Below are 18432 nucleotides of genomic sequence, written 5' to 3'. Positions count from 1 at the left end.
TCACGGGTCGGGCGTCGTCGGTCGTTAGGCTGGGGCGGTGAGCCCGAAGAAGCCGCAGGAGATGAAGCCGTCCACGGCTGCCGCGAAGCTCGACGTGTACCTGCCGGCGACGCCGCCGGAGTTCCAGGAGGGCACCGTCACGCGCGACGAGCTCGCGGAGCTCCAGCGCAACCCCCCGCAGTGGCTCGTCGACCTGCGTCGTGACGGGCCGCACCCGCGTTCCGTCGTCGCCGGCCGCCTGCGCGTGTCGATCAGCGGCCTGGCCCGCGGCGGGATCACCGACCCGCTGACGACCGCGCAGATCAAGGCGCTCGTCGCCGACCCGCCCGAGTGGCTGGTGCGCGAGCGCGCGACGTTCGACGAGGTCCGCCGCGAGGAGCGCCGCCTGCGTGCCCGCGAGACGGACCGCCGCGCCGAGGCCGCCAAGCGCGACGCCTGACCGTCCCGTGGCCCGACGCACCCCGCAGGCCCCCGGCTCCGGGGCGGACGCCGGCGAGGGCGCGGACCCCGGCGTCGACGCGGACCTCGCGCGCCGCGAGGTCCGGGACGACCGCGGGCACGTCGCCGCGCCCGCCCCGCCGCGCGCCGCGCGCCGCGTGGCCGCGACGTGGCGCAGGCTCGCGACGCCCACCGCCACGCCGCAGCCGTTCGGGCCCGTGGACGACCGTCTCCCGTCGCCCGTGCACCGGTGGCTGACGCGCGCCGTCGCGCCCGACGCGCCGTCGTCGACGGCCGCGGTGCTCGAGATGAGCGGCCGCATCCGCGTCGGGAGCTGGCGGCCCTTCACGGCCCGGCAGGTCCTCGCGGCGGACCGGGGGTTCGTGTGGGCGGCCGTCGCGCGGTTCGGACCGCTCCCCGTGCTGGGCTACGACGCGTACGCGCAGGACGAGGACGTCGCCGAGATGCGCTGGCGCCTGGCGGGCGTGCTTCCGGTCGTCACGGCGAGCGGCGAGGACGTGCGCCGCAGCGCCGCGGGCCGGCTCGCCGGTGAGCTCGTGCTGAACCCGGGGACGGCGCTCGCTCCGCACGTGCGGTGGGAGGCCGTCGACGACCGGCACGCCCTGGCCCGCGTCGCCCTGGGCGGCGTCGAGCACGCCGTCACGGTCGCGGTCGACGACGACGGGACGCTCCGCTCCGTGCGGCTCCCGCGGTGGGGCGACCCGGACGGGACGGGGTCGGCGCTGCACGAGTTCGAGGCGCGCTGCACCGGGGACCGGGCCTTCGGCGGCTACCGGCTGCCCGCGCACGTCGAGGCCGGCTGGGACCTCGACGCGCCCGGCGGCGAACCGTTCATCGTGTTCGACGTCGACGGGGCCCGGTTCCTCTAGCCCGCGGGGGAGTGCCGCCGCGCCGCGTCGGCTGCTGCTGCGACGTGCGGGGGCGTTGGCGGCCCGACGCGTCGCCGCCCGCCCCGGGGGTCGCCGGGGGCGTGCCGCGCCCGCGCGAGGAGCCGGCGGTGCGGCCGCGGACGATGCCGATGAACTCCTCGGTGAGGTCGTCGTGCGTGTCGGTGACCCACGCGAGCGCGATCTGCGAGCCCGGGGCGTCGGTGACGGGGCGGGCGACGAGCCCCCGGCGGTGGTGCAGGCGGGCCACGGACTGGGGGAGCAGGACGACGCCGATCCCGGCGGCGACCAGGTCGACCGCGTCGGCCGTCGTCGAGACCGGGCCGCCCGCGAACGGCTCGCCCGGCGCGTCGTCCCAGCCGACCAGGTCGTCGTCGGGGCGCACGAGGGTCTCGTCGGCCAGGTCGGCGGGCGTCACCTCGTCGGCGACGGAGAACACGTGGTCGCGGGCCGCGACGACGACGGTCGTCTCGGTGTAGAGCGGGATCGCGGACAGCGCGTCGCGGTCGACCGGCAGCCGCAGGATCGCCACGTCGCCCGCACCCGCGCGCAGCCGGTCCTCGGCCTCGGAGGGCTCGACGACGACGAGCTCGAGGGGGACGTCGGCCAGGCGTTCGTGCCACACGCGCAGCCACCGGTCGGGGTTGACGCCCGGGACGACCAGCACGCGGAACGTGCGCGGACCGTCCGGCGTGCCGCCCGGCGTCGACGGGTCGGGGTGCTCGCTCATCGGACCCTCCGGACGACGACGTCGTGGACCGTGTGGCCGAGGTCGAGGCCACGCTGCTCGAACTTGGTGACGGGCCGGTGCGCCGGGCGGGGCGCGAACCCGTCGGCGGTGTTCTCCAGCGCGGGGTCCGCGGTGAGGACGTCGAGCATCTGCTCGGCGTAGTCGGCCCAGTCCGTCGCGCAGTGCAGCGTGCCGCCGACACGCAGCCGGGACCGCAGCAGCGCCACGTGCGCGGGCTGCACGAGCCGGCGCTTGTGGTGGCGGGCCTTGGGCCACGGGTCGGGGAAGAAGACGTGCACGGCGTCGAGCGTGCCCTCCGCGACGCGGCGGCGCACGAGGTCCAGCGCGTCGCCGTGCGCGACGCGCACGTTGGTGAGACCGGCGCGGTCGAGCAGGACCAGCAGGTTCGCGACGCCGGGCAGGTGCGCCTCGACGGCCAGGTAGTCGCGGGCCGGGTCGGCGGCGGCCATCGCGGCGGTCGTCTCGCCCATCCCGGAGCCGATCTCCAGCACCAGCGGCGCGTCACGGCCGAACAGCGCGCGGGTGTCGAGCGTCCCGTACGGCGTGGTCGGCGCGCCGCCCAGGGCGTCGTCGTGCACCGAGAACCCGAACCGCGGCCACAGGTGCGCGAGCGCGTGCTCCCGGTCACGGCCGAGCGTCGCGCGGCGCGGGTGGAACGTGCGCAGCGGCTCGTGGGGTCGGGACGCGACGTGCCGGAACGCGTCGGACGGGAGGCTCACCCCGCGAGCCTACGGAACGCCGGGCCCGCACCCCGCCGCCGGCCGGCGCGGGCGGGGCCCGGCCGTCACGTCAGCCGGGCTCGTCGTCGCCCGCGTTGATGAGCGCGAACACCTCGCCGAACGGGCCCGCCACGATCGCCATCCGGCCGTACGGGGTGTCGGCCGGCTCGCTCATGACCGTGCCCCCCAGCTCCGTCACGCGCTGCGCGGCCGCATCCGTGTCGGCCGTGCCGAAGTACAGCGTCCACGCCGCGGGCGTCGCCGGGTCGACCTTGTCGCTGTACGCGCCGATCCCGCAGACGAGCTGGCCGTCGAGCCGCACCGAGGAGTACGTGAACCCCGGCCCGCTCATGTCGTCGGCCGTGAACCCGAACACCCGCCGGTAGAACTCCAGCGACGCCGCGTGGTCGTGGCTCATCACCTCCGTCCACACCACCGCGCCCGGCTCGTCGGTCACGTCCCAGCCGGTGTGCTCGCCGTGCTGCCAGCCGCCGAACACCGCACCCGTCGGGTCGACGAAGATCGCCATGTCCCCGAAGTGCAGGATCTCCATCGCGGGCAGCAGCACCTCGCCGCCCGCGTCCGTCACCGCCTGCGTCGTCGCCGCCAGGTCCTCCGTCGCGAGGTACACGCACCACGCCGACGGCGGCGCCGGGTCCTCGCCCGTCGGCTCGCCGAGCCCCACGACACGCCGCCCGTCGACGAGCGCCTGCGTGTACCCGCCGACCTCCGGTCCGCCGCGCTCGAACGTCCAGCCGAGCAGCGCGCCGTAGAAGTCGACCGCCCGGTCCAGGTCGGGCACGGTGATGTCCGCCCACGCAGGCGTGCCCGTCGGCCAGGGGTCGGGGTGGGTCGTCATGGGTCCTCCTCGCAGGTCCGGGGGGTCGAGCCCATCCCACACCCGTCTTCCCGGTCGCACCACGCGAGGGCGTGTGCTACCCACGACGCATGACGCAGGCCGGTCCGGGGGAGGGCCGCGCGACGACGACGGGCACCGACGCGTTCCGCGTGCCGGTGCGGGCGCTGCTCGCGCTCGCCCTGCCCGCCGCCGTCGTCGGTGTGCTGTGCGGTTTGAGCCTCATCGCGCTCAGCGCGTTGGCCGAGGTCGTCGAGCGGTGGGTGTGGGACGACCTGTCGGGCACGCTCGGGCTCGACCGCGAGTCGCCCGTCTGGATCGTGGTCGTGCTCACCGCGACGGGTCTGCTCGTCGGCCTCGTCATCCGGTACGCGCCCGGCCACGCCGGCCCCGACCCCGCGACCGCGGGCCTCGTGGAGCCGCCCCTGCCGCTGCGGACCCTGCCAGGGCTGGCCGTCGCGCTCGTGCTCACGCTCGCCGGCGGCGTGAGCCTCGGCCCCGAGAACCCGATCATGGCGATCAACGCGGCCCTCGTCGTCTGGCTGGGTGCGCACGCCCTGCGCCGGGTGCCCGTGCCGCAGTGGATGGCCCTGTCGACCGCCGGGACCATCGGCGCGATGTTCGGCACACCCCTGGCGGCCGCGCTCATGTTCAGCGAGCTCGACCCCGGCGACCGGCGCATCCCGCTGTGGGACCGGCTCTTCGCGCCGCTCGTGTCCGCGTCGACCGGCGCCCTGACGATGCTGCTGCTGTCCGACCTGGACATGGCGATGGACCTGCCGCCCTACCCCGGGCTGCAGCTCGGGCACCTCGGGATCGCCGTCGTCGTCTCGCTCGGCGCGGCGGCGCTCGGGCTGGCCGCGTCGTACCTGATCACGCCGCTGCACCGGCTCGCGCACCGCGTCCGGAACCCCGTCGTGCTGCTGACGCTCGGCGGGTTCGTGCTCGGGGTGCTCGGTGTCGTCGGCGGGCCCGTCACGCTGTTCAAGGGTCTCGACGAGATGCAGGAGCTGCCGGACCTCGTCGGCACGACGACCGCGCTCGGGTTCCTCGCGTTCGCGCTGGTCAAGCTCGCCGCGCTGCTCGTCGCGTCGTGCGTCGGGTTCCGCGGCGGGCGGATCTTCCCGGCCACCTTCGTCGGGGTCGCGCTCGGGTTCGCGGTGCACGTCGCGTGGCCCGCGGTTCCGCTCGCGCTGGCCGTCGGCGCCGCGACCGTCGGGATCGTCGTCGCCGCGACCCGCTCCGGGTGGCTGAGCATCTTCCTCGTCGTCGCGATCGTCCCCGAGGCGACCCTCATCCCGCCCCTGCTGTTCGCGACGCTCGCCGCGTGGCTCCTGGTGACGAACCGCCCGGAGCTTCGCGCCGTCCCCACCCCGTCCCTTCCGCCCGCGTCACCGCCCGAGGCCGGGGGCCGGGACCGCTGACGCCGACCTCGTCGACGTCCTGAGGTGCCTGAGCGCCAACCAGGGTCGTGTCGGTCGTGCAGGTGGCGGTCAGGCCGGGCGCGAGCCGCCGTCCTGACCGGCCGCAGCGGTCGACGTGACCCGGTCGAGGAACGTGACGACCTCCCTCAGGTAGCGCTCGCGGGCCGGCGACGGCGACAGCGCCAGGTCGTGCGCGCCGCCCGGCACCTCGACGAACGACACGTCCCGCCCGAGCCGCGGCGTGAGGCGCCGGATGTCGGCGACGTCCAGCACGGAGTCGGTCGTCAGCAGGGCGTCGTGCTCGCGGTCGTCCGGCCCCGACGCGTCCGACGCCAGGACGAGCACGGGGCACCCGATGTCGAGCCCCCGCCGCACCCGGGCCTGGCCGGCGCGGACAGCCCGGATGAACGCCGCGCGCGCCGGGAACCCCTCGTGCGGCTTCCACGCCAGGTCGAAGTCCCACTCCCCGCCGGTCGCGGCGTGCAGCGCGCGCCCGTAGTGCGGCGCGATGTGCCCGACGACGAGGTCCGGCGTGACCCGGCCGACCGCGCGCAGCGCCAGCGTGAGCGGCTTGCGCTCGAACCACGACCCCCGCAGCTCGAGCCACGGGCTGTTGAGCACGACCGCGTCGACCGCCCCCGGCCGCCCGTTGGCCCACAGCGCAGCGACCAGCCCGCCCGTCGAGTGCCCCAGCAGCGACACCGACCCGTACCGCTCGCGCAGCAGCCGCACGGCCGCGTCGACCTCCTCGGCGTACACCGCGAGGTCGCGGATGCTGTTCGGGATGCGGCCCTCGCGGATCGACCGCCCGTAGTCGCGCAGGTCCAGCCCGTGCAGGTCGTAGCCGTGCTCGGCCAGCGCGGCCGCGACGTGCGGGTGGAAGAAGTAGTCGACGAACCCGTGCACGTACAGCACCGCCCGCTCGCGCCGCTCCCCGTCCGGTCGCAGCGTCCCCGCCGGGCTCACGAGCGTCGCGACGGGGTCCGTGCCGGTGCGGGACCGGTCGTCGGGACGCAGCGGGATCGTCCGGGCCGTCCAGCCCTCGCCGAGCACGTCCGGCACGTCGGTGACGTCGTCGTCCATGCCCGCGATCCTGCCACCCCGGCGGTGGCGGGCGGCGGGCGGCTCGCTCGTGGCGTCGGCGTGACGCGCCGACGTCCGTGACCGGGCGGGACCGGTGACGTGCCGTGCCTCGTCCTGCACGGACGTCCCTCCGCGTACGGCGTCCTCGGACCGCCGAGCATGCCGTCCCGGCGCTCGCCGAAGGATGCCCGGACAGGGACGTGGGTGGACGCACCGGCTGCGTGAGACCGGTCGAACCGGCAGCGGCGTCCCGGCTCGACGGCTGCGACCCCGCGCCAGACGGGCTTCGACGGCAGGCGTCCCGCAGTCAGGCGACCGACGGGACCGGGGTGGGGGTGCGCATCGGGCGGGCGGCCGTGTGGCCCTGCTGGGCGACGTCGACGGCGATGCTCGTGATGCGGGTGGTGCCGTCGGCGTCGACCTCGACGGTGGAGACGGAGGCGTTGGGCAGCGGGACCAGGCCGACGTCGTCGACGGTCGCGAGGTAGGCGCCCAGGGTGAGGCCGTGGCCGACGACGAGGACGTGCCCGTCGTCGTGCTGGGCGGCGATGCGGGCGAACACGTCGCGCGTGCGGTCCATGAAGTCGCGCGCGTGCTCTCCGCCGGGCAGGCCGGGGTGGCGGCCGGCGAGGACGTCGGTCACGAGGTCGGGCCAGGCGACGACCTCGTCGAGCACGCTCTCCGGCTTCTGCTCGTAGATCCCGAACGCGTACTCCAGCAGCCCACGGTCGGTGCGCAGCGGGACGCCCTCGTGGTGCCGCAGCAGCTCGACGGCCGTCGCGACGGCCCGGCCCGACGGCGACGACCACGCCGCGGTGAACGGGGTGTCGGCGAGGCACCGGGCCGTGACCCGCACGCCGGCACGGCCGTCACGCGTGAGCGGGGAGTCGCAGCGGCCCTGCAGGATGCGGCGGGCGTTGAAGTGGGTGCGCCCGTGGCGGACGAGCGTCATGGTGAGGGTCATCGGTGCCCTGCTCTCTTCTCGGTGGTCGCTCCCGACGCTAGGCGCGGGGCGTGTCCCCGGCCCGACGCCGTGATGACGACGAGGCGACGACTCGTCGTCGGGTGCTTCGCACGCCCGCCCCCAACCGCGACGATCTCTCGGACGTCTTGGACGGTGCACGCCCCGGACGAGCGGGGCGGCGGAGGGAGCGGGATGCGCGGGTGGGGCGAGGCGATCGACGTCCTCGTGCGTCAGCGGGGGCCGGCGCTGCTGCGGTACGGATACCTGCTGACGGGGAGCACCGCCGACGCGCAGGACCTCGTGCAGGAGGCGCTCGCCCGGGTCCTCGCGCGACGGCCCCGGCTCCGCGCGGCGGTGACCCTGGAGTCGTACGTGCGTCGGACGATGGCGACGCTCGTCGTCGACGACGGGCGGCGGGCGCAGCGCTGGCGGCAGGTCCGGCACCTGCTGGCCGCGCCCGACGAGGTGCCCGACGGCGCGTCGGTGGCCGACGACCGGCAGACGCTCGTGGCGGCGCTCGCGACGCTGAGCCCCCGGCAGCGGGCCTGCGTGGTGCTGCACCACCTCGACGGGCTGAGCGGCCCGGAGGTCGCCGACGTGCTCGGCATCGCGCCCGGGTCGGTCAAGCGGTACCTGAGCGAGGGCATGGAGCGGCTGGAGCGTGTGGTCGGGCCGGTCGCGGAGACGACGGACGTCGTGGCGACACGAGGGAGGGGTGGACGATGACGTACGACCTGCACGAGCGCCTGCGGGACCTCGAGCGGACGGCTCCGCTCGGTGCGCTGGACCTCGCCGCGATCGAGCTCGCGGCCCGCGGGCACCGGCGCACTCTGGTCGCCCGACGGGCCGGCGGGGCGCTGGCCCTCGTCGTCGTGGCGCTGGTCGCCGTGACCCTCGGCGGCTGGTCCCCGGAGCTCCGGTCCGCTCCTCCCGCCGGGCCGTCGCGCGCCGCCTCCCCGGACGTGGCCGTCCGCTGCGGCGGTCCCGCCCCTGCTCCGGCGGACGGGAGCGGCATGGCCGTGGTCGTGCCCGTCCCGGAGATCGAGGGCCCGGACGCCGTGGCGCAGTGGCGGATGTCGCTGTTCGTCACGTTGGTCAACGCCGGCGACGAGCCTCTCGTGGTACGGGAACGCGTCGCGGTCACCTACCTGGTCGACGCCGACGGGCGGGTCGTCCAGAAGAGGAACCACACCGTCCGGCCCCAGCCGGTGCAGCTGCCCGCCCACGGGTGGAGCTCGGTCGGGGAGGCGTCGGACCTTCGGGCGTGCGACGGGTCGCCGCTACCCGACGGCGACTACACGCTGCACGCCGCGCTCACGGTGGAGGCGGCGGGGTCCGACGAGCCGCTGGGACTCGTAGGCGGCGGGTCTCCTGTAGTGGTGCGCGACGGGCGGGTCCAGCACGACCCGCCGACCGGCTCGGCCGACCTGCGGCTCACGCTCGCTGCCGATCCCGTAGGCGGGTACGAGGTCACGGTCGGGCGCGGCTCCGTGCCGGACGGGCTTCTCGTGCTCCGTGCGCAGGTCGTGGCGAGGGATGCCGCGGGGGCGGTCCTGGGCGCCTCGCCTGGCACGCCGGTCGTGCTGCCGGCGGGCGAGCGCACGGGCACGGCCGTGGTGATGCCCACGTTCGCCGTGGGGGGTCGCGAGGTGGACCTGTCGCCCCGCATCGCGCGGACCGACGTGGTCGTCGAGGGGTTCGTGGTCACGGGCGACGGCGAGCAGCGGTCGGTCGCGGGGGCGGTCGACGTGCGGGAGCAGTCGTCGCCCTGACACCCACGGTCCGGGGGTGGGTGGCGCCTGAAGTTGAGTGGAATAGACTCAACTTCGGCCGGTGTTGAGACCAGCAGTCATCCCTCGACCATGGAGGCTCCGTGGACGCCAAGTTCACCACCCGCTCGCAGGAGGCCCTCGGCGACGCCATCCAGCAGGCGTCCGCCGCAGGGAACCCCCAGCTCGAGCCCGCGCACGTCCTCAACGCCCTGCTCCAGCAGGAGGGCGGCGTCGCGAACGGGCTGCTCGACGCCGTCGGCGCCGACCGTGCCGCGCTCGGCCGCGCGGTGCGCTCGACGCTCGTCGGCCTGCCCTCGTCGGCGGGCCAGACCGTCGCGCAGCCGTCCGCGTCGCGCGCGACCGCCGCCGCGCTGGAGGCCGCGTCGGCCGAGGCGCGCTCGCTCGGCGACGACTACGTGTCCACCGAGCACCTGCTGCTCGGCCTCGCCGCGGGCCAGTCGGGCGTCGCCGACGCCCTGCGGTCCGCCGGCGCGTCCCGCGACGCCCTCGCGGCCGCCCTCCCGAACGTCCGCGGCAACGCGCGCGTGACCAGCCCCAACCCCGAGGGCACGTTCAAGGCGCTCGAGCAGTACGGCATCGACCTCACGCAGCGCGCCCGCGACGGCAAGCTCGACCCGGTCATCGGGCGGGACTCGGAGATCCGGCGTGTCGTCCAGGTCCTGTCGCGGCGCACCAAGAACAACCCTGTGCTCATCGGCGAGCCCGGCGTCGGCAAGACGGCCGTCGTCGAGGGCCTCGCGCAGCGCATCGTCGCGGGCGACGTGCCCGAGTCGCTGCGGGGCAAGCGCCTGGTCAGCCTCGACCTGGCCGCGATGGTCGCGGGCGCGAAGTACCGCGGCGAGTTCGAGGAGCGGCTCAAGGCCGTCCTGTCCGAGATCACCGGCGCCGAGGGCGAGGTCGTCACGTTCATCGACGAGCTGCACACGGTCGTCGGTGCCGGCGCCGGGTCCGAGGGGGCGATGGACGCGGGCAACATGCTCAAGCCCATGCTCGCGCGCGGCGAGCTGCGGCTGGTCGGCGCGACGACGCTCGACGAGTACCGCGAGCGCATCGAGAAGGACCCCGCCCTGGAGCGCCGGTTCCAGCAGGTGTTCGTCGGCGAGCCGTCCGTCGAGGACACCGTCGCGATCCTGCGCGGCCTCAAGGAGCGGTACGAGGCGCACCACAAGGTCACGATCTCCGACGCGGCCCTCGTCGCCGCCGCGACGCTGTCCGACCGGTACATCACGGGCCGGCAGCTGCCCGACAAGGCGATCGACCTCGTCGACGAGGCCGCGTCACGCCTGCGCATGGAGCTCGACTCCTCGCCCGTCGAGATCGACGAGCTGCAGCGCGCCGTGACGCGCCTCGAGATGGAGGAGGTCGTGCTCTCGGAGTCCGACGACCCCGCCTCGCTCGACCGTCTAGAGCGGCTGCGCAAGGACCTCGCCGACCGGCGCGAGGAGCTCGCCGCGCTCACCGCCCGGTGGGAGAAGGAGAAGGCCGGTCACAACCTCGTCGGCGACCTCAAGGCGCGCCTCGACACGCTGCGCACCGACGCCGAGCGGCTGCTCCGCGAGGGCTCGCTCGAGGCGGCCGCGCGCATCCAGTACGGCGAGATCCCGGCCCTGGAGCGGGAGATCGCCGAGGCCGAGGAGTCGGAGGAGTCCACCGACGACGAGGTCGCCTCGCTCGGCACGCCCATGATCGCGGACAAGGTCGGCCCGGACGAGGTCGCCGAGGTCGTCGCCGCGTGGACGGGCATCCCCGCGGGCCGGCTGCTGGAGGGTGAGACCGCGAAGCTGCTGCGCATGGAGGACGTCCTCGGCGAGCGGCTCATCGGCCAGCGCCCCGCCGTCGCCGCCGTGTCCGACGCGGTCCGTCGCGCACGCGCGGGCATCTCCGACCCCGACCGCCCCACGGGCTCGTTCCTGTTCCTGGGGCCCACGGGTGTCGGCAAGACCGAGCTCGCGAAGGCGCTCGCGGACTTCCTGTTCGACGACGAGCGCGCCATGGTCCGCATCGACATGTCGGAGTACGGCGAGAAGCACTCGGTCGCGCGGCTCGTCGGAGCGCCGCCCGGGTACGTCGGGTACGAGGAGGGCGGCCAGCTCACCGAGGCCGTCCGCCGCCGCCCGTACTCCGTCGTGCTGCTCGACGAGGTCGAGAAGGCGCACCCCGAGGTGTTCGACGTCCTGCTGCAGGTGCTCGACGACGGGCGGCTCACCGACGGCCAGGGCCGCACGGTCGACTTCCGCAACGTCATCCTCGTGCTCACCTCGAACCTCGGGTCGCAGTTCCTCGTCGACCCGCTGCTGTCGCAGGAGGCCAAGCGCGAGGCCGTCATGGGAGCGGTCCGCACGGCGTTCAAGCCGGAGTTCCTCAACCGGCTCGACGACGTCGTGCTGTTCGACCCGCTGTCGCTCGACGAGATCGGGCACATCGTCGACCTGCAGGTCACGTCGCTGGCCCGGCGGCTCGCCGACCGTCGCCTCACGCTCGACGTCACGCCCGCCGCGCGCGAGTGGCTCGCGATCGAGGGCTACGACCCGGCGTACGGCGCGCGGCCGCTGCGCCGGCTCGTGCAGCGCGAGATCGGCGACCGGCTGGCCCGCGCCCTGCTGTCGGGCGGCATCCACGACGGCCAGACGGTGGTCGTGGACCGCGACGGCACGACGCTGACGGTGGCCGCCGCGTCCTGACGCGGGCCGGCGTCGGCGGTGCGTCCGCGCGGCGCCGCCGCGCGCCGGGGAGGTCGACGACGACGCCCGGGTCGGTCACGCGCCGGCCCGGGCGTCGTGCGTGTGCGCCACGGGCGGTGCCGCGTGATGCTGGGCGCGTGCGAGGACGCCGCACGCCCGCCCGACGACGGAGGCCGACGTGGCCGCACCCGAACGGCCCGGCGCGCAGCAGTGGGTGCCGCCCGACGCCGACGTCCCCGCGCTCGCCGCCGCCGCACCGGCGTGCCGCGGCTGCGAGCTGTGGGCGCCCGCGACGCAGGTCGTGTTCTCCTCCGGCTCGCCGCGCGCGGCGATCGTGCTCGTCGGCGAGCAGCCGGGCGACCGCGAGGACCGCGAGGGCGAGCCGTTCGTCGGCCCGGCGGGCAGGCTCCTGGACGAGGCGCTCGAGGAGGCCGGGGTCGCGCGCGACGACGTGTACGTGACGAACGCCGTCAAGCACTTCCGGTTCGTCGAGCGCGGGCCGCGACGCCTGCACAAGACGCCCGCGGTGGCCCACATCCGTGCGTGCCTGCCCTGGTTGGAGGCCGAGCTGGCCGCGGTCCGGCCGCGGGTCGTCGTCGCGCTGGGGGCGACCGCGGCCCGGGCGGTCCTCGGGCACGACGTCACGGTCGGCGACGTGCGGGGTCAGGTGCTCGACGGGCCCGCCGGCGTCCGCGTCGTCGTCACCGCGCACCCCGCGGCGATCCTGCGGCTGCGGGACCGCGCCGACCGGGAGGAGGCGCGCGCCGCCCTCGTCGCCGACCTGACGACGGCGGGGCGCGCCGCGGCGTGAGCCGAGCTCAGGGCAGCAGCTCCGACGTCCCCGCGACGAGCGAGCCGGTCGTCGGCCCGTCCGGCGTGCCGAACAGGCAGTACGCGGCGCGGCCGCCCTCGTCCCACTGGTTCGCGTGGGGCCACGTCATGTAGTTCCCGTAGCTGTCGGGGTTCGTCGCCTTCTCGCCCGGGGCGGTGCCGAACATGCCGTTGGTCCGCATGCACTCCGCCTCGACGCCCGCGATCTGGTCGAACGGCATGTCGTCGAGCGGGACGTCGATCGGCAGCACCGCGGTGAGCTCGGTGTCGTGCGGCTCGTCGCACGGCACCTGCGTGACGTCCGACAGGTCGTCCGCCTCCGGCAGGCCCGTGAAGCACGTACCCGCGGCCAGGTCGAGCGGCAGCACGTAGACGGGTCCCGCGGTCTCCTGGCCCGTGCCGTCGAACGGGTCCACCGCGTCGTCGATCCGGTCGGCGGGCCGCACGAGGACCACGACGACGATCGCGGCCGCGACCAGCAGCGTCTCGACGAGCCCGATGATCACGCCCGACCGGGCGAAGCCGCTCACGGGACGTCCCGCGTTGCGGGCGCGGCGGATCCCGACGAGCCCGAGCACCACGGCGAGCGGGCCGAGCACGCCGAGGCACACCAGGCTGACGAGCGCCGCTGCGAACGAGAACACGCCCCACAGGTCGGTCGACGACGGCGAGGCCGGGGCGGGCGGGAAGGCGGTACCGGGGCCGGGCGGCGGGTAGGCGCCGGCCTGGGGCGCGGGCTGCTTCGCCAGCGACACGGGCTCCGGCGCCGGACCGGCCGGGTCTGCCGGGTCGGCCGCGGAGGCCGTCGGCTCCGCCGGGACGACGGCGGGCGCCACGGGGACGACCACCGGCTCGGCGGGTGCGGCGGCCGGCGCGGCGACCGGGGCCGAGCGGGTCGTGCCCGGCTCCGCGGCGGCGACGGGGGCGTCGGGAGCCGTGGGCGCGGGCGTCGACGCGCCGGGCTGCTTCCAGGACCCCGGCGGCGCCCACGTCGGGTCGGTCGGGGTCACAGGCGGCTGGTCGGGCGTCGAGGGCGGTTCCGGCGTGCTCACGGGGCGCACCGTACCGGCTCCGCGCACCCGTCCCGGACCACGGTCACCGGGCCGGCGCACGTCTGGCACGCTGGCCCGCATGTCCCGCGACCTCGTCCTGCCCGAGCCCCGGACCGCCGACCCCGCCGATGCGCCGCCGCTGCGCTGGGGCGTCCTGGCCCCGGGCTACATCGCCGGACGGTGGGCCGACGCCGTGGGCGAGCACACCTCGCAGCGCCTCGTCGCCGCCGGTTCACGGTCGCTCGACCGCGCGGGGGAGTTCGCCCGGAAGCACGGCGTCGAGCGTGCGCACGGCTCGTACGAGGCGCTCGTCGCCGACCCCGAGATCGACGCCGTCTACGTCGCCAGCCCGCACAGCCACCACCTCGACCAGGCCCTGCTCGCGGTGCGCGCCGGCAAGCACGTGCTCGTCGAGAAGGCCTTCACGCGCAACGCGACCGAGGCGCGTGCGCTCGTCGACGCCGCCCGCGAGGGCGGGGTGCTGCTCATGGAGGCGATGTGGACGCGGTACCTGCCGCACACCGACGTCGTCCGGCAGCTCCTCGACGACGGGGTCCTCGGCGACGTGCACCGTGTCACGGGCGACTTCGCCGTCCGCGCCGACGTCGACCCGACCCACCGGCTGCTCGACCCCGCGCTCGCGGGCGGTGTGCTGCTGGACCTCGGCGTGTACCCGGTCGCGTTCGCGTCGTTCGTCGCGCGGCACGCGGGTCTCGGTGTCGCCCCGACGGCTGTCCAGGCGACGGGCTCGCTCACCGCCACGGGCGTCGACGCGCAGGTCAGCCTGCAGGTCGCGTACGGCCAGGCGCAGGCCCAGCTGTTCACGTCGATGCTCACGGCCGCGGGTCAGGGCGCCGGCGTGCACGGGTCGGCCGGGCACCTCGCCGTCGACGACTCCGCGTACGTCCCGGCGGGCGTCACCGTGACCGTCGACGGCCGCACGGCCCGGTGGGACGACAACCGCGTCACCGGGTACGGCGGCCTGGCCTTCCAGGCCGCCGCGTTCGCGACCTACGTCGCCGAGGGCCGCACCGACTCGCCGCTGCTGCCCCTCGCGGAGACGGTCCGCATCCTCGAGACCACCGACGAGGCCCGCCGCCAGCTCGGGGTCGTGTACCCGGGGGAGTGACGGCGGCCCGCGACCGAGGCTGCCGCGCGCGACCTCGCCTCGTCCCACGGCCGCCCCGTCCGGGCGGGCGGATCCGAGAGCCGGATGACAGCATCGGGACGATGGGAGAACCGCTGCACCTGGCCGTCGCCGGGATGGGACCGCACGCCGGCCTCGTCGGCGCCACCACGGAGAACGAGCTCACCGGGCTCGTCGGCTGGGTCGTGTCGGTCATCACCGCGCTCGGCCCGATCGGCGTGGGGCTGCTCGTCGCCCTGGAGAACGTCTTCCCGCCGCTGCCGTCCGAGGTCGTGCTCCCCGTCGCCGGCTACGTGGCGAGCCAGGGCGGCATGTCCCTGTTCTGGGCGATCGTCGCGTCCACGCTGGGGTCGCTCGTCGGCGCCTGGGCCCTGTACGGCGTCGGTGCGTCGGTCGGCCGTGTGCGGCTGCGCCGCTGGCTCGGCAAGGTGCCGCTCGTCGAGGTCGAGGACCTCGACCGGGCCGAGGAGTGGTTCCGCCGACGGGGCGGCGCGGCCGTCCTCGTGGGGCGGTGCGTCCCCGTGGTGCGGAGCCTCGTGTCCGTCCCGGCGGGTGTCGAGCGGATGCCGCTCGTGCGTTTCAGCATCTACACCGTGCTCGGGTCCGGCGTGTGGAACGCGGGGCTCATCCTCGCCGGGTACGCGCTGGGCGACCGGTGGGAGGACATCGGGCGCTACAGCGACTGGCTGAACTGGCTCGTCTACGCGATCCTCGCGTGGCTCGTCGGCCGGTTCGTCTGGACCCGCACGCGTCGACGGCGACGCGCCCGCGTCTGAACCGGCGCACGCACGGTCGCGGGGACGACCGGCGCGACGCGCACGGCCGCGTTGGACCGCCCGGTCAGGACAGCGTCGCGGACCCGTCGAGGAACGAGCCGCTGACCGTGCCGTCCACGACCGCGAGGCACAGCCCGCGCCGGTCGCCGCCCGCCCAGCCCCGCTCCGTCGGTGCCCACGTCACGGCACGGACCCCGGCCTCCCGCTCGGCGTCGTCGAGCACGCAGGCCCGCGCGACGCGCGCGTGCGCCGCCGCCTGGCCCGGCCACACGGCGTCCCGGTCGAAGTCGAACTGCGTGACGACCTGGGCCGCGTGCGGCTCCGCGCAGGGCACCACACGCACCGTGTCGACCGGCCCGTCGTCGGGGAGCTCCTCGACGCAGCTGCCTGTCACGAGCTGCACCGCACGGGCGTCGCGGGCCGACGTCACGTCCGCCGGCAGCGGCCGGGTCGCCTGCGCGGTCAGGACCAGACCCACGACCGTCCCCGCGAGCGCGAGCGTGCCCACCGCACCGAGCACGAGGCCCGCGACCGCGAGGCCCCGGCCGCGGGTGCCCCGGGACGCGATGCGCCGCAGCGCCACGATCCCGAGGACCACCGCGACCGGGCCCAGCGCGAGGACCCCGGTGACGAGCGACCACACGGCCGTCGGCTCGCGGGGTGGCGGCACCTCGTCCCACCCGGACGCGTAGTACGGCGCCGGGTTCGCGTACCGGTCGTCGGCCGGCGTCGGCTCGCTCAGGAGCCGACCGCCTGGCCGTCGACCAGCAGGTCGCCCGCCACGATCGACCCCGTGAGGTCCGTCATGTACGACGTGAACGTGCAGAAGGCCGTCGATCCGCCCGGCGAGTCGAAGTCCGACGGGTGCGGGTAGTAGACCTCCGGGGAGCCGTACGCGTCGACCAGGCCGGGTGCCGCCGCCTCGATCTGGAGCCCGCACGCGTCGATGGCGTCGGTGTACGCCTGGTCCGCGGACTCGTCGAAGATCGGCTCCGCGAGCTCGATCTGCGCGACGATCTCGGTGTCGTGCAGGTCGGAGCACGGCAGGACGACCGCGTCGCCGAGGTCGTACTGCAGCGGGTACGACTCGATGCAGTCGCCGACCGCGACGTCGTCGCGCAGCTCGTAGTAGCCGTCGACGAGCTCGTCCGCGGTGGGGGCGGGCGTCTCGAGCTGCTCGATCTCGTCCAGCTCCTCCAGCGTGGAGGTGAACTCGTCGGAGTTGGCCGCCGCGATGACGAGCCCGATCACGACGATCACGCCGACGATGAACGCCAGCACGCCGAACGCGCCGATCGCGACGCCCGCGATCGCCCACGGCCGCCCGCCCGCACCCGTGCGCTTGATGCGGCGCAGCGACACGATGCCGAGCACGAGGCCCACGGCCGACACGAGGCCGCCCGTGAGGATGAGGCCGCCGGTGCTCGTCGCGAACGAGGCGATGGCGAGGTTGTCCGTCGGGGCCGCGGGAGCGCCGTAGGGCGGCTGGCCCGGCTGGCCGTAGGGCTGCCCCTGCTGGCCGTACGGCTGACCCGGCTGGCCGTACGGCGCCTGACCGCCGGGCGCGTAGGGCGACTGCGGCGCCCCGTACGGCGGCTGGCCCGGCTGCTCCTGTGCGGCGGGCGGGGCGGACGGGGAGGGCGCGGCAGGCGCGGCCGGGGGCGTCGTCGCGCCGTCCGGCTTGGCGAAGGACACGGGCTCCTCGGCCGACGTGGCCGGCGCGTCACCGGCCGGCGGAGCGGCAGGGGTGCCGGCGTCGGCGGCGGCCGCGGGAGCCGGGGGCAGCGGGGTGGTCGGCGGGACGGACTCGCCGCCGTCCGGCGTCCGGGGGAGCGGGGTGGTCGGCGGGACGGACTCGTCGCCGTCCGGCGTCGGGGGGAGCGGGGTGGTGGGCGGGACGGACTCGTCGCCGTCCGGCGTCGGGGGGAGCGGGCGCGTCGTGGCGGCGTCGTCGGCAGGGTCGTGCTCGGGCGGGTTCGGCCCCGACTGGTTGCTCATGCGCGCAACCTAGCGGACGGCGCCGACGTCCGGGACGTCCGATCCGTCACGTCCTCCCGTCGAGCCGTTCGCCGCGCCCCGCAGCAGGTCAGTCGGCGATGTCGAGCACCACCGGGACGTGGTCCGACGGTGCCTTGCCCTTGCGCTCGTCGCGCACGATCTGCGCGCCCCGCACGCGTGCGGCGAGCGCCGGCGTCGCGTAGGTGAGGTCGATCCGCATGCCCTCGTTCCGGGGGAACCGGAGCCGCTGGTAGTCCCAGTAGGTGTACGTGTGCTCGGCGGGCAGGTGCTCGCGGGAGACCTCGGTCCACCCCGCCTCGGCGATCGCCGTGAACGCGGCTCGCTCCGCGGGCGTCACGTGCGTGCGGCCCGCGAACCACGCGGGGTCCCACACGTCGGTGTCGAGCGGCGCGATGTTCCAGTCCCCGACGAGCGCGGCGGCGAGCTGCGGGTCCGCGACGAGCCAGCCCTCGGCCGCGTCCCGCAGCCGCGCGAGCCAGTCGAGCTTGTAGACGTAGTGCGGGTCGTCGACCTCGCGGCCGTTCGGCACGTACAGGCTCCACACCCGCACGCCGCCGCACGTGGCCCCGAGCGCACGCGCCTCGGCCGCCGCGGGCTCGCCCCACGTCGGCATGCCGGGGAAGCCCACCTCGACGTCCTGCAGCCCGACACGGGACAGGACGGCGACGCCGTTCCACTGGCTGAAGCCGCTCGTCGCCACCTCGTAGCCCAGCGCCTCGAACGGCTCCCGGGGGAACTGCTCGTCCGTGCACTTGGTCTCCTGCAGGGCGAGCACGTCGACGCCCGACCGCTCGAGGAAGGCGACCGTCCGCTCGGTACGGGCGCGGATCGAGTTGATGTTCCAGGTGGCCAGGCGCATGGCGCCCGACCGTACCCGGCGCCGCGGACATCCGGACGGCCCGCTCGTGCGCCCGTCCGGGTGTCGGCCGGACGGACGAATCGGACGACAAGGCTGTCCGCGGGACGAACCGCTCGGTAGCCTTCCCGCCA

General features: G+C 75.8%; 18 protein-coding genes. 9 read left to right on the top strand and 9 right to left on the bottom strand.

The genetic code is table 11. The features are described 5' to 3' along the window. Positions 1–37 precede the first annotated feature (37 nt). Both CELF_RS17910 and CELF_RS17905 read left to right on the top strand, forming a co-directional pair. Positions 38–439: a DUF5997 family protein gene (locus tag CELF_RS17910; protein WP_013772678.1), complete on the top strand. Its 402-nt coding sequence runs from the start codon at positions 38–40 to the stop codon at positions 437–439. Between the two features lie 7 nt (positions 440–446). Beyond that, positions 447–1328 carry a DUF6544 family protein gene (locus tag CELF_RS17905; RefSeq protein WP_013772677.1) on the top strand — a complete coding sequence of 294 codons (882 nt, stop codon included), beginning with the start codon at positions 447–449 and terminating at the stop codon, positions 1326–1328. Here CELF_RS17905 and CELF_RS17900 read toward each other — a convergent pair. The 3 genes from CELF_RS17900 to CELF_RS17890 all read right to left on the bottom strand — a co-directional run bounded on the left by CELF_RS17900 (position 1291) and on the right by CELF_RS17890 (position 3675). Continuing rightward, the gene (locus CELF_RS17900; protein WP_013772676.1) at positions 1291–2076 is read right to left on the bottom strand and encodes a LysR family transcriptional regulator substrate-binding protein; all 786 of its coding nucleotides are present in this window, start codon (positions 2074–2076) and stop codon (positions 1291–1293) included. The two genes, CELF_RS17905 and CELF_RS17900, sit on opposite strands and share 38 nt — an antisense overlap. Further along, the gene (gene trmB / locus CELF_RS17895; protein WP_013772675.1) at positions 2073–2816 is read right to left on the bottom strand and encodes a tRNA (guanosine(46)-N7)-methyltransferase TrmB; all 744 of its coding nucleotides are present in this window, start codon (positions 2814–2816) and stop codon (positions 2073–2075) included. Before trmB ends, CELF_RS17900 begins: the two co-directional genes overlap by 4 nt. A gap of 70 nt (positions 2817–2886) precedes the next feature. Continuing rightward, on the bottom strand, positions 2887–3675 hold the full coding sequence (locus CELF_RS17890) for a VOC family protein (protein WP_013772674.1): 789 nt from the start codon (positions 3673–3675) through the stop codon (positions 2887–2889). Positions 3676–3764: 89 nt separating this feature from the next. On the opposite strand from CELF_RS17890, the gene CELF_RS17885 reads away from it, so the two are divergent. Beyond that, positions 3765–5096, top strand: coding sequence for an ion channel protein (locus CELF_RS17885; protein WP_013772673.1), 1332 nt, complete (start codon positions 3765–3767; stop codon positions 5094–5096). 69 nt (positions 5097–5165) lie between these two features. Here CELF_RS17885 and CELF_RS17880 read toward each other — a convergent pair whose 3' ends face one another. After that, positions 5166–6179 (bottom strand): alpha/beta hydrolase, encoded by a 1014-nt coding sequence (locus CELF_RS17880; protein WP_013772672.1) that lies wholly within the window; start codon positions 6177–6179, stop codon positions 5166–5168. A gap of 307 nt (positions 6180–6486) precedes the next feature. Next, complete coding sequence (locus tag CELF_RS17875) at positions 6487–7143, bottom strand: histidine phosphatase family protein (RefSeq protein ID WP_013772671.1); 657 nt, start codon at positions 7141–7143, stop codon at positions 6487–6489. Positions 7144–7335: 192 nt separating this feature from the next. Between CELF_RS17875 and CELF_RS17870 the strand changes: the two genes are divergently transcribed. From CELF_RS17870 to CELF_RS17855, 4 genes are all read left to right on the top strand, one after another. Beyond that, complete coding sequence (locus tag CELF_RS17870; RefSeq protein ID WP_013772670.1) at positions 7336–7869, top strand: SigE family RNA polymerase sigma factor; 534 nt, start codon at positions 7336–7338, stop codon at positions 7867–7869. Next, on the top strand, positions 7866–8915 hold the full coding sequence (locus CELF_RS17865; RefSeq protein WP_041553610.1) for a hypothetical protein: 1050 nt from the start codon (positions 7866–7868) through the stop codon (positions 8913–8915). The genes CELF_RS17870 and CELF_RS17865 overlap by 4 nt, the downstream gene beginning before the upstream one ends. A gap of 101 nt (positions 8916–9016) precedes the next feature. Continuing rightward, the gene (clpB, locus tag CELF_RS17860; protein WP_013772669.1) at positions 9017–11617 is read left to right on the top strand and encodes an ATP-dependent chaperone ClpB; all 2601 of its coding nucleotides are present in this window, start codon (positions 9017–9019) and stop codon (positions 11615–11617) included. A gap of 178 nt (positions 11618–11795) precedes the next feature. Continuing rightward, positions 11796–12428, top strand: coding sequence for a UdgX family uracil-DNA binding protein (locus CELF_RS17855; RefSeq protein ID WP_013772668.1), 633 nt, complete (start codon positions 11796–11798; stop codon positions 12426–12428). A gap of 7 nt (positions 12429–12435) precedes the next feature. Here the strand turns inward: CELF_RS17855 and CELF_RS17850 are convergent, their stop codons facing one another. Then, the gene (locus CELF_RS17850; protein WP_126297891.1) at positions 12436–13500 is read right to left on the bottom strand and encodes a DUF4190 domain-containing protein; all 1065 of its coding nucleotides are present in this window, start codon (positions 13498–13500) and stop codon (positions 12436–12438) included. A gap of 79 nt (positions 13501–13579) precedes the next feature. On the opposite strand from CELF_RS17850, the gene CELF_RS17845 reads away from it, so the two are divergent. Both CELF_RS17845 and CELF_RS17840 read left to right on the top strand, forming a co-directional pair. Further along, positions 13580–14629: a Gfo/Idh/MocA family protein gene (locus tag CELF_RS17845; RefSeq protein WP_013772666.1), complete on the top strand. Its 1050-nt coding sequence runs from the start codon at positions 13580–13582 to the stop codon at positions 14627–14629. Between the two features lie 101 nt (positions 14630–14730). Then, entirely contained in the window at positions 14731–15423 is a 693-nt protein-coding gene (locus CELF_RS17840; protein WP_013772665.1) for a DedA family protein, read from the top strand. 64 nt (positions 15424–15487) lie between these two features. Here the strand turns inward: CELF_RS17840 and CELF_RS20830 are convergent, their stop codons facing one another. The 3 genes from CELF_RS20830 to CELF_RS17825 form a co-directional block, all read right to left on the bottom strand. Beyond that, positions 15488–16093, bottom strand: a complete 606-nt coding sequence (locus CELF_RS20830; RefSeq protein ID WP_179944480.1) for a DUF4190 domain-containing protein — start codon at positions 16091–16093, stop codon at positions 15488–15490. Between the two features lie 68 nt (positions 16094–16161). Next, positions 16162–17421: a DUF4190 domain-containing protein gene (locus CELF_RS19770; protein WP_013772663.1), complete on the bottom strand. Its 1260-nt coding sequence runs from the start codon at positions 17419–17421 to the stop codon at positions 16162–16164. A gap of 88 nt (positions 17422–17509) precedes the next feature. Next, on the bottom strand, positions 17510–18301 hold the full coding sequence (locus CELF_RS17825; protein WP_013772662.1) for an exodeoxyribonuclease III: 792 nt from the start codon (positions 18299–18301) through the stop codon (positions 17510–17512). Positions 18302–18432: the final 131 nt, after the last annotated feature.

This window comes from Cellulomonas fimi ATCC 484 (assembly GCF_000212695.1).
Lineage (GTDB): Bacteria > Actinomycetota > Actinomycetes > Actinomycetales > Cellulomonadaceae > Cellulomonas > Cellulomonas fimi.
The sequence above is the reverse complement of the archived record's forward strand: the minus strand, read 5'-3'. Positions and strand labels throughout refer to the sequence as shown.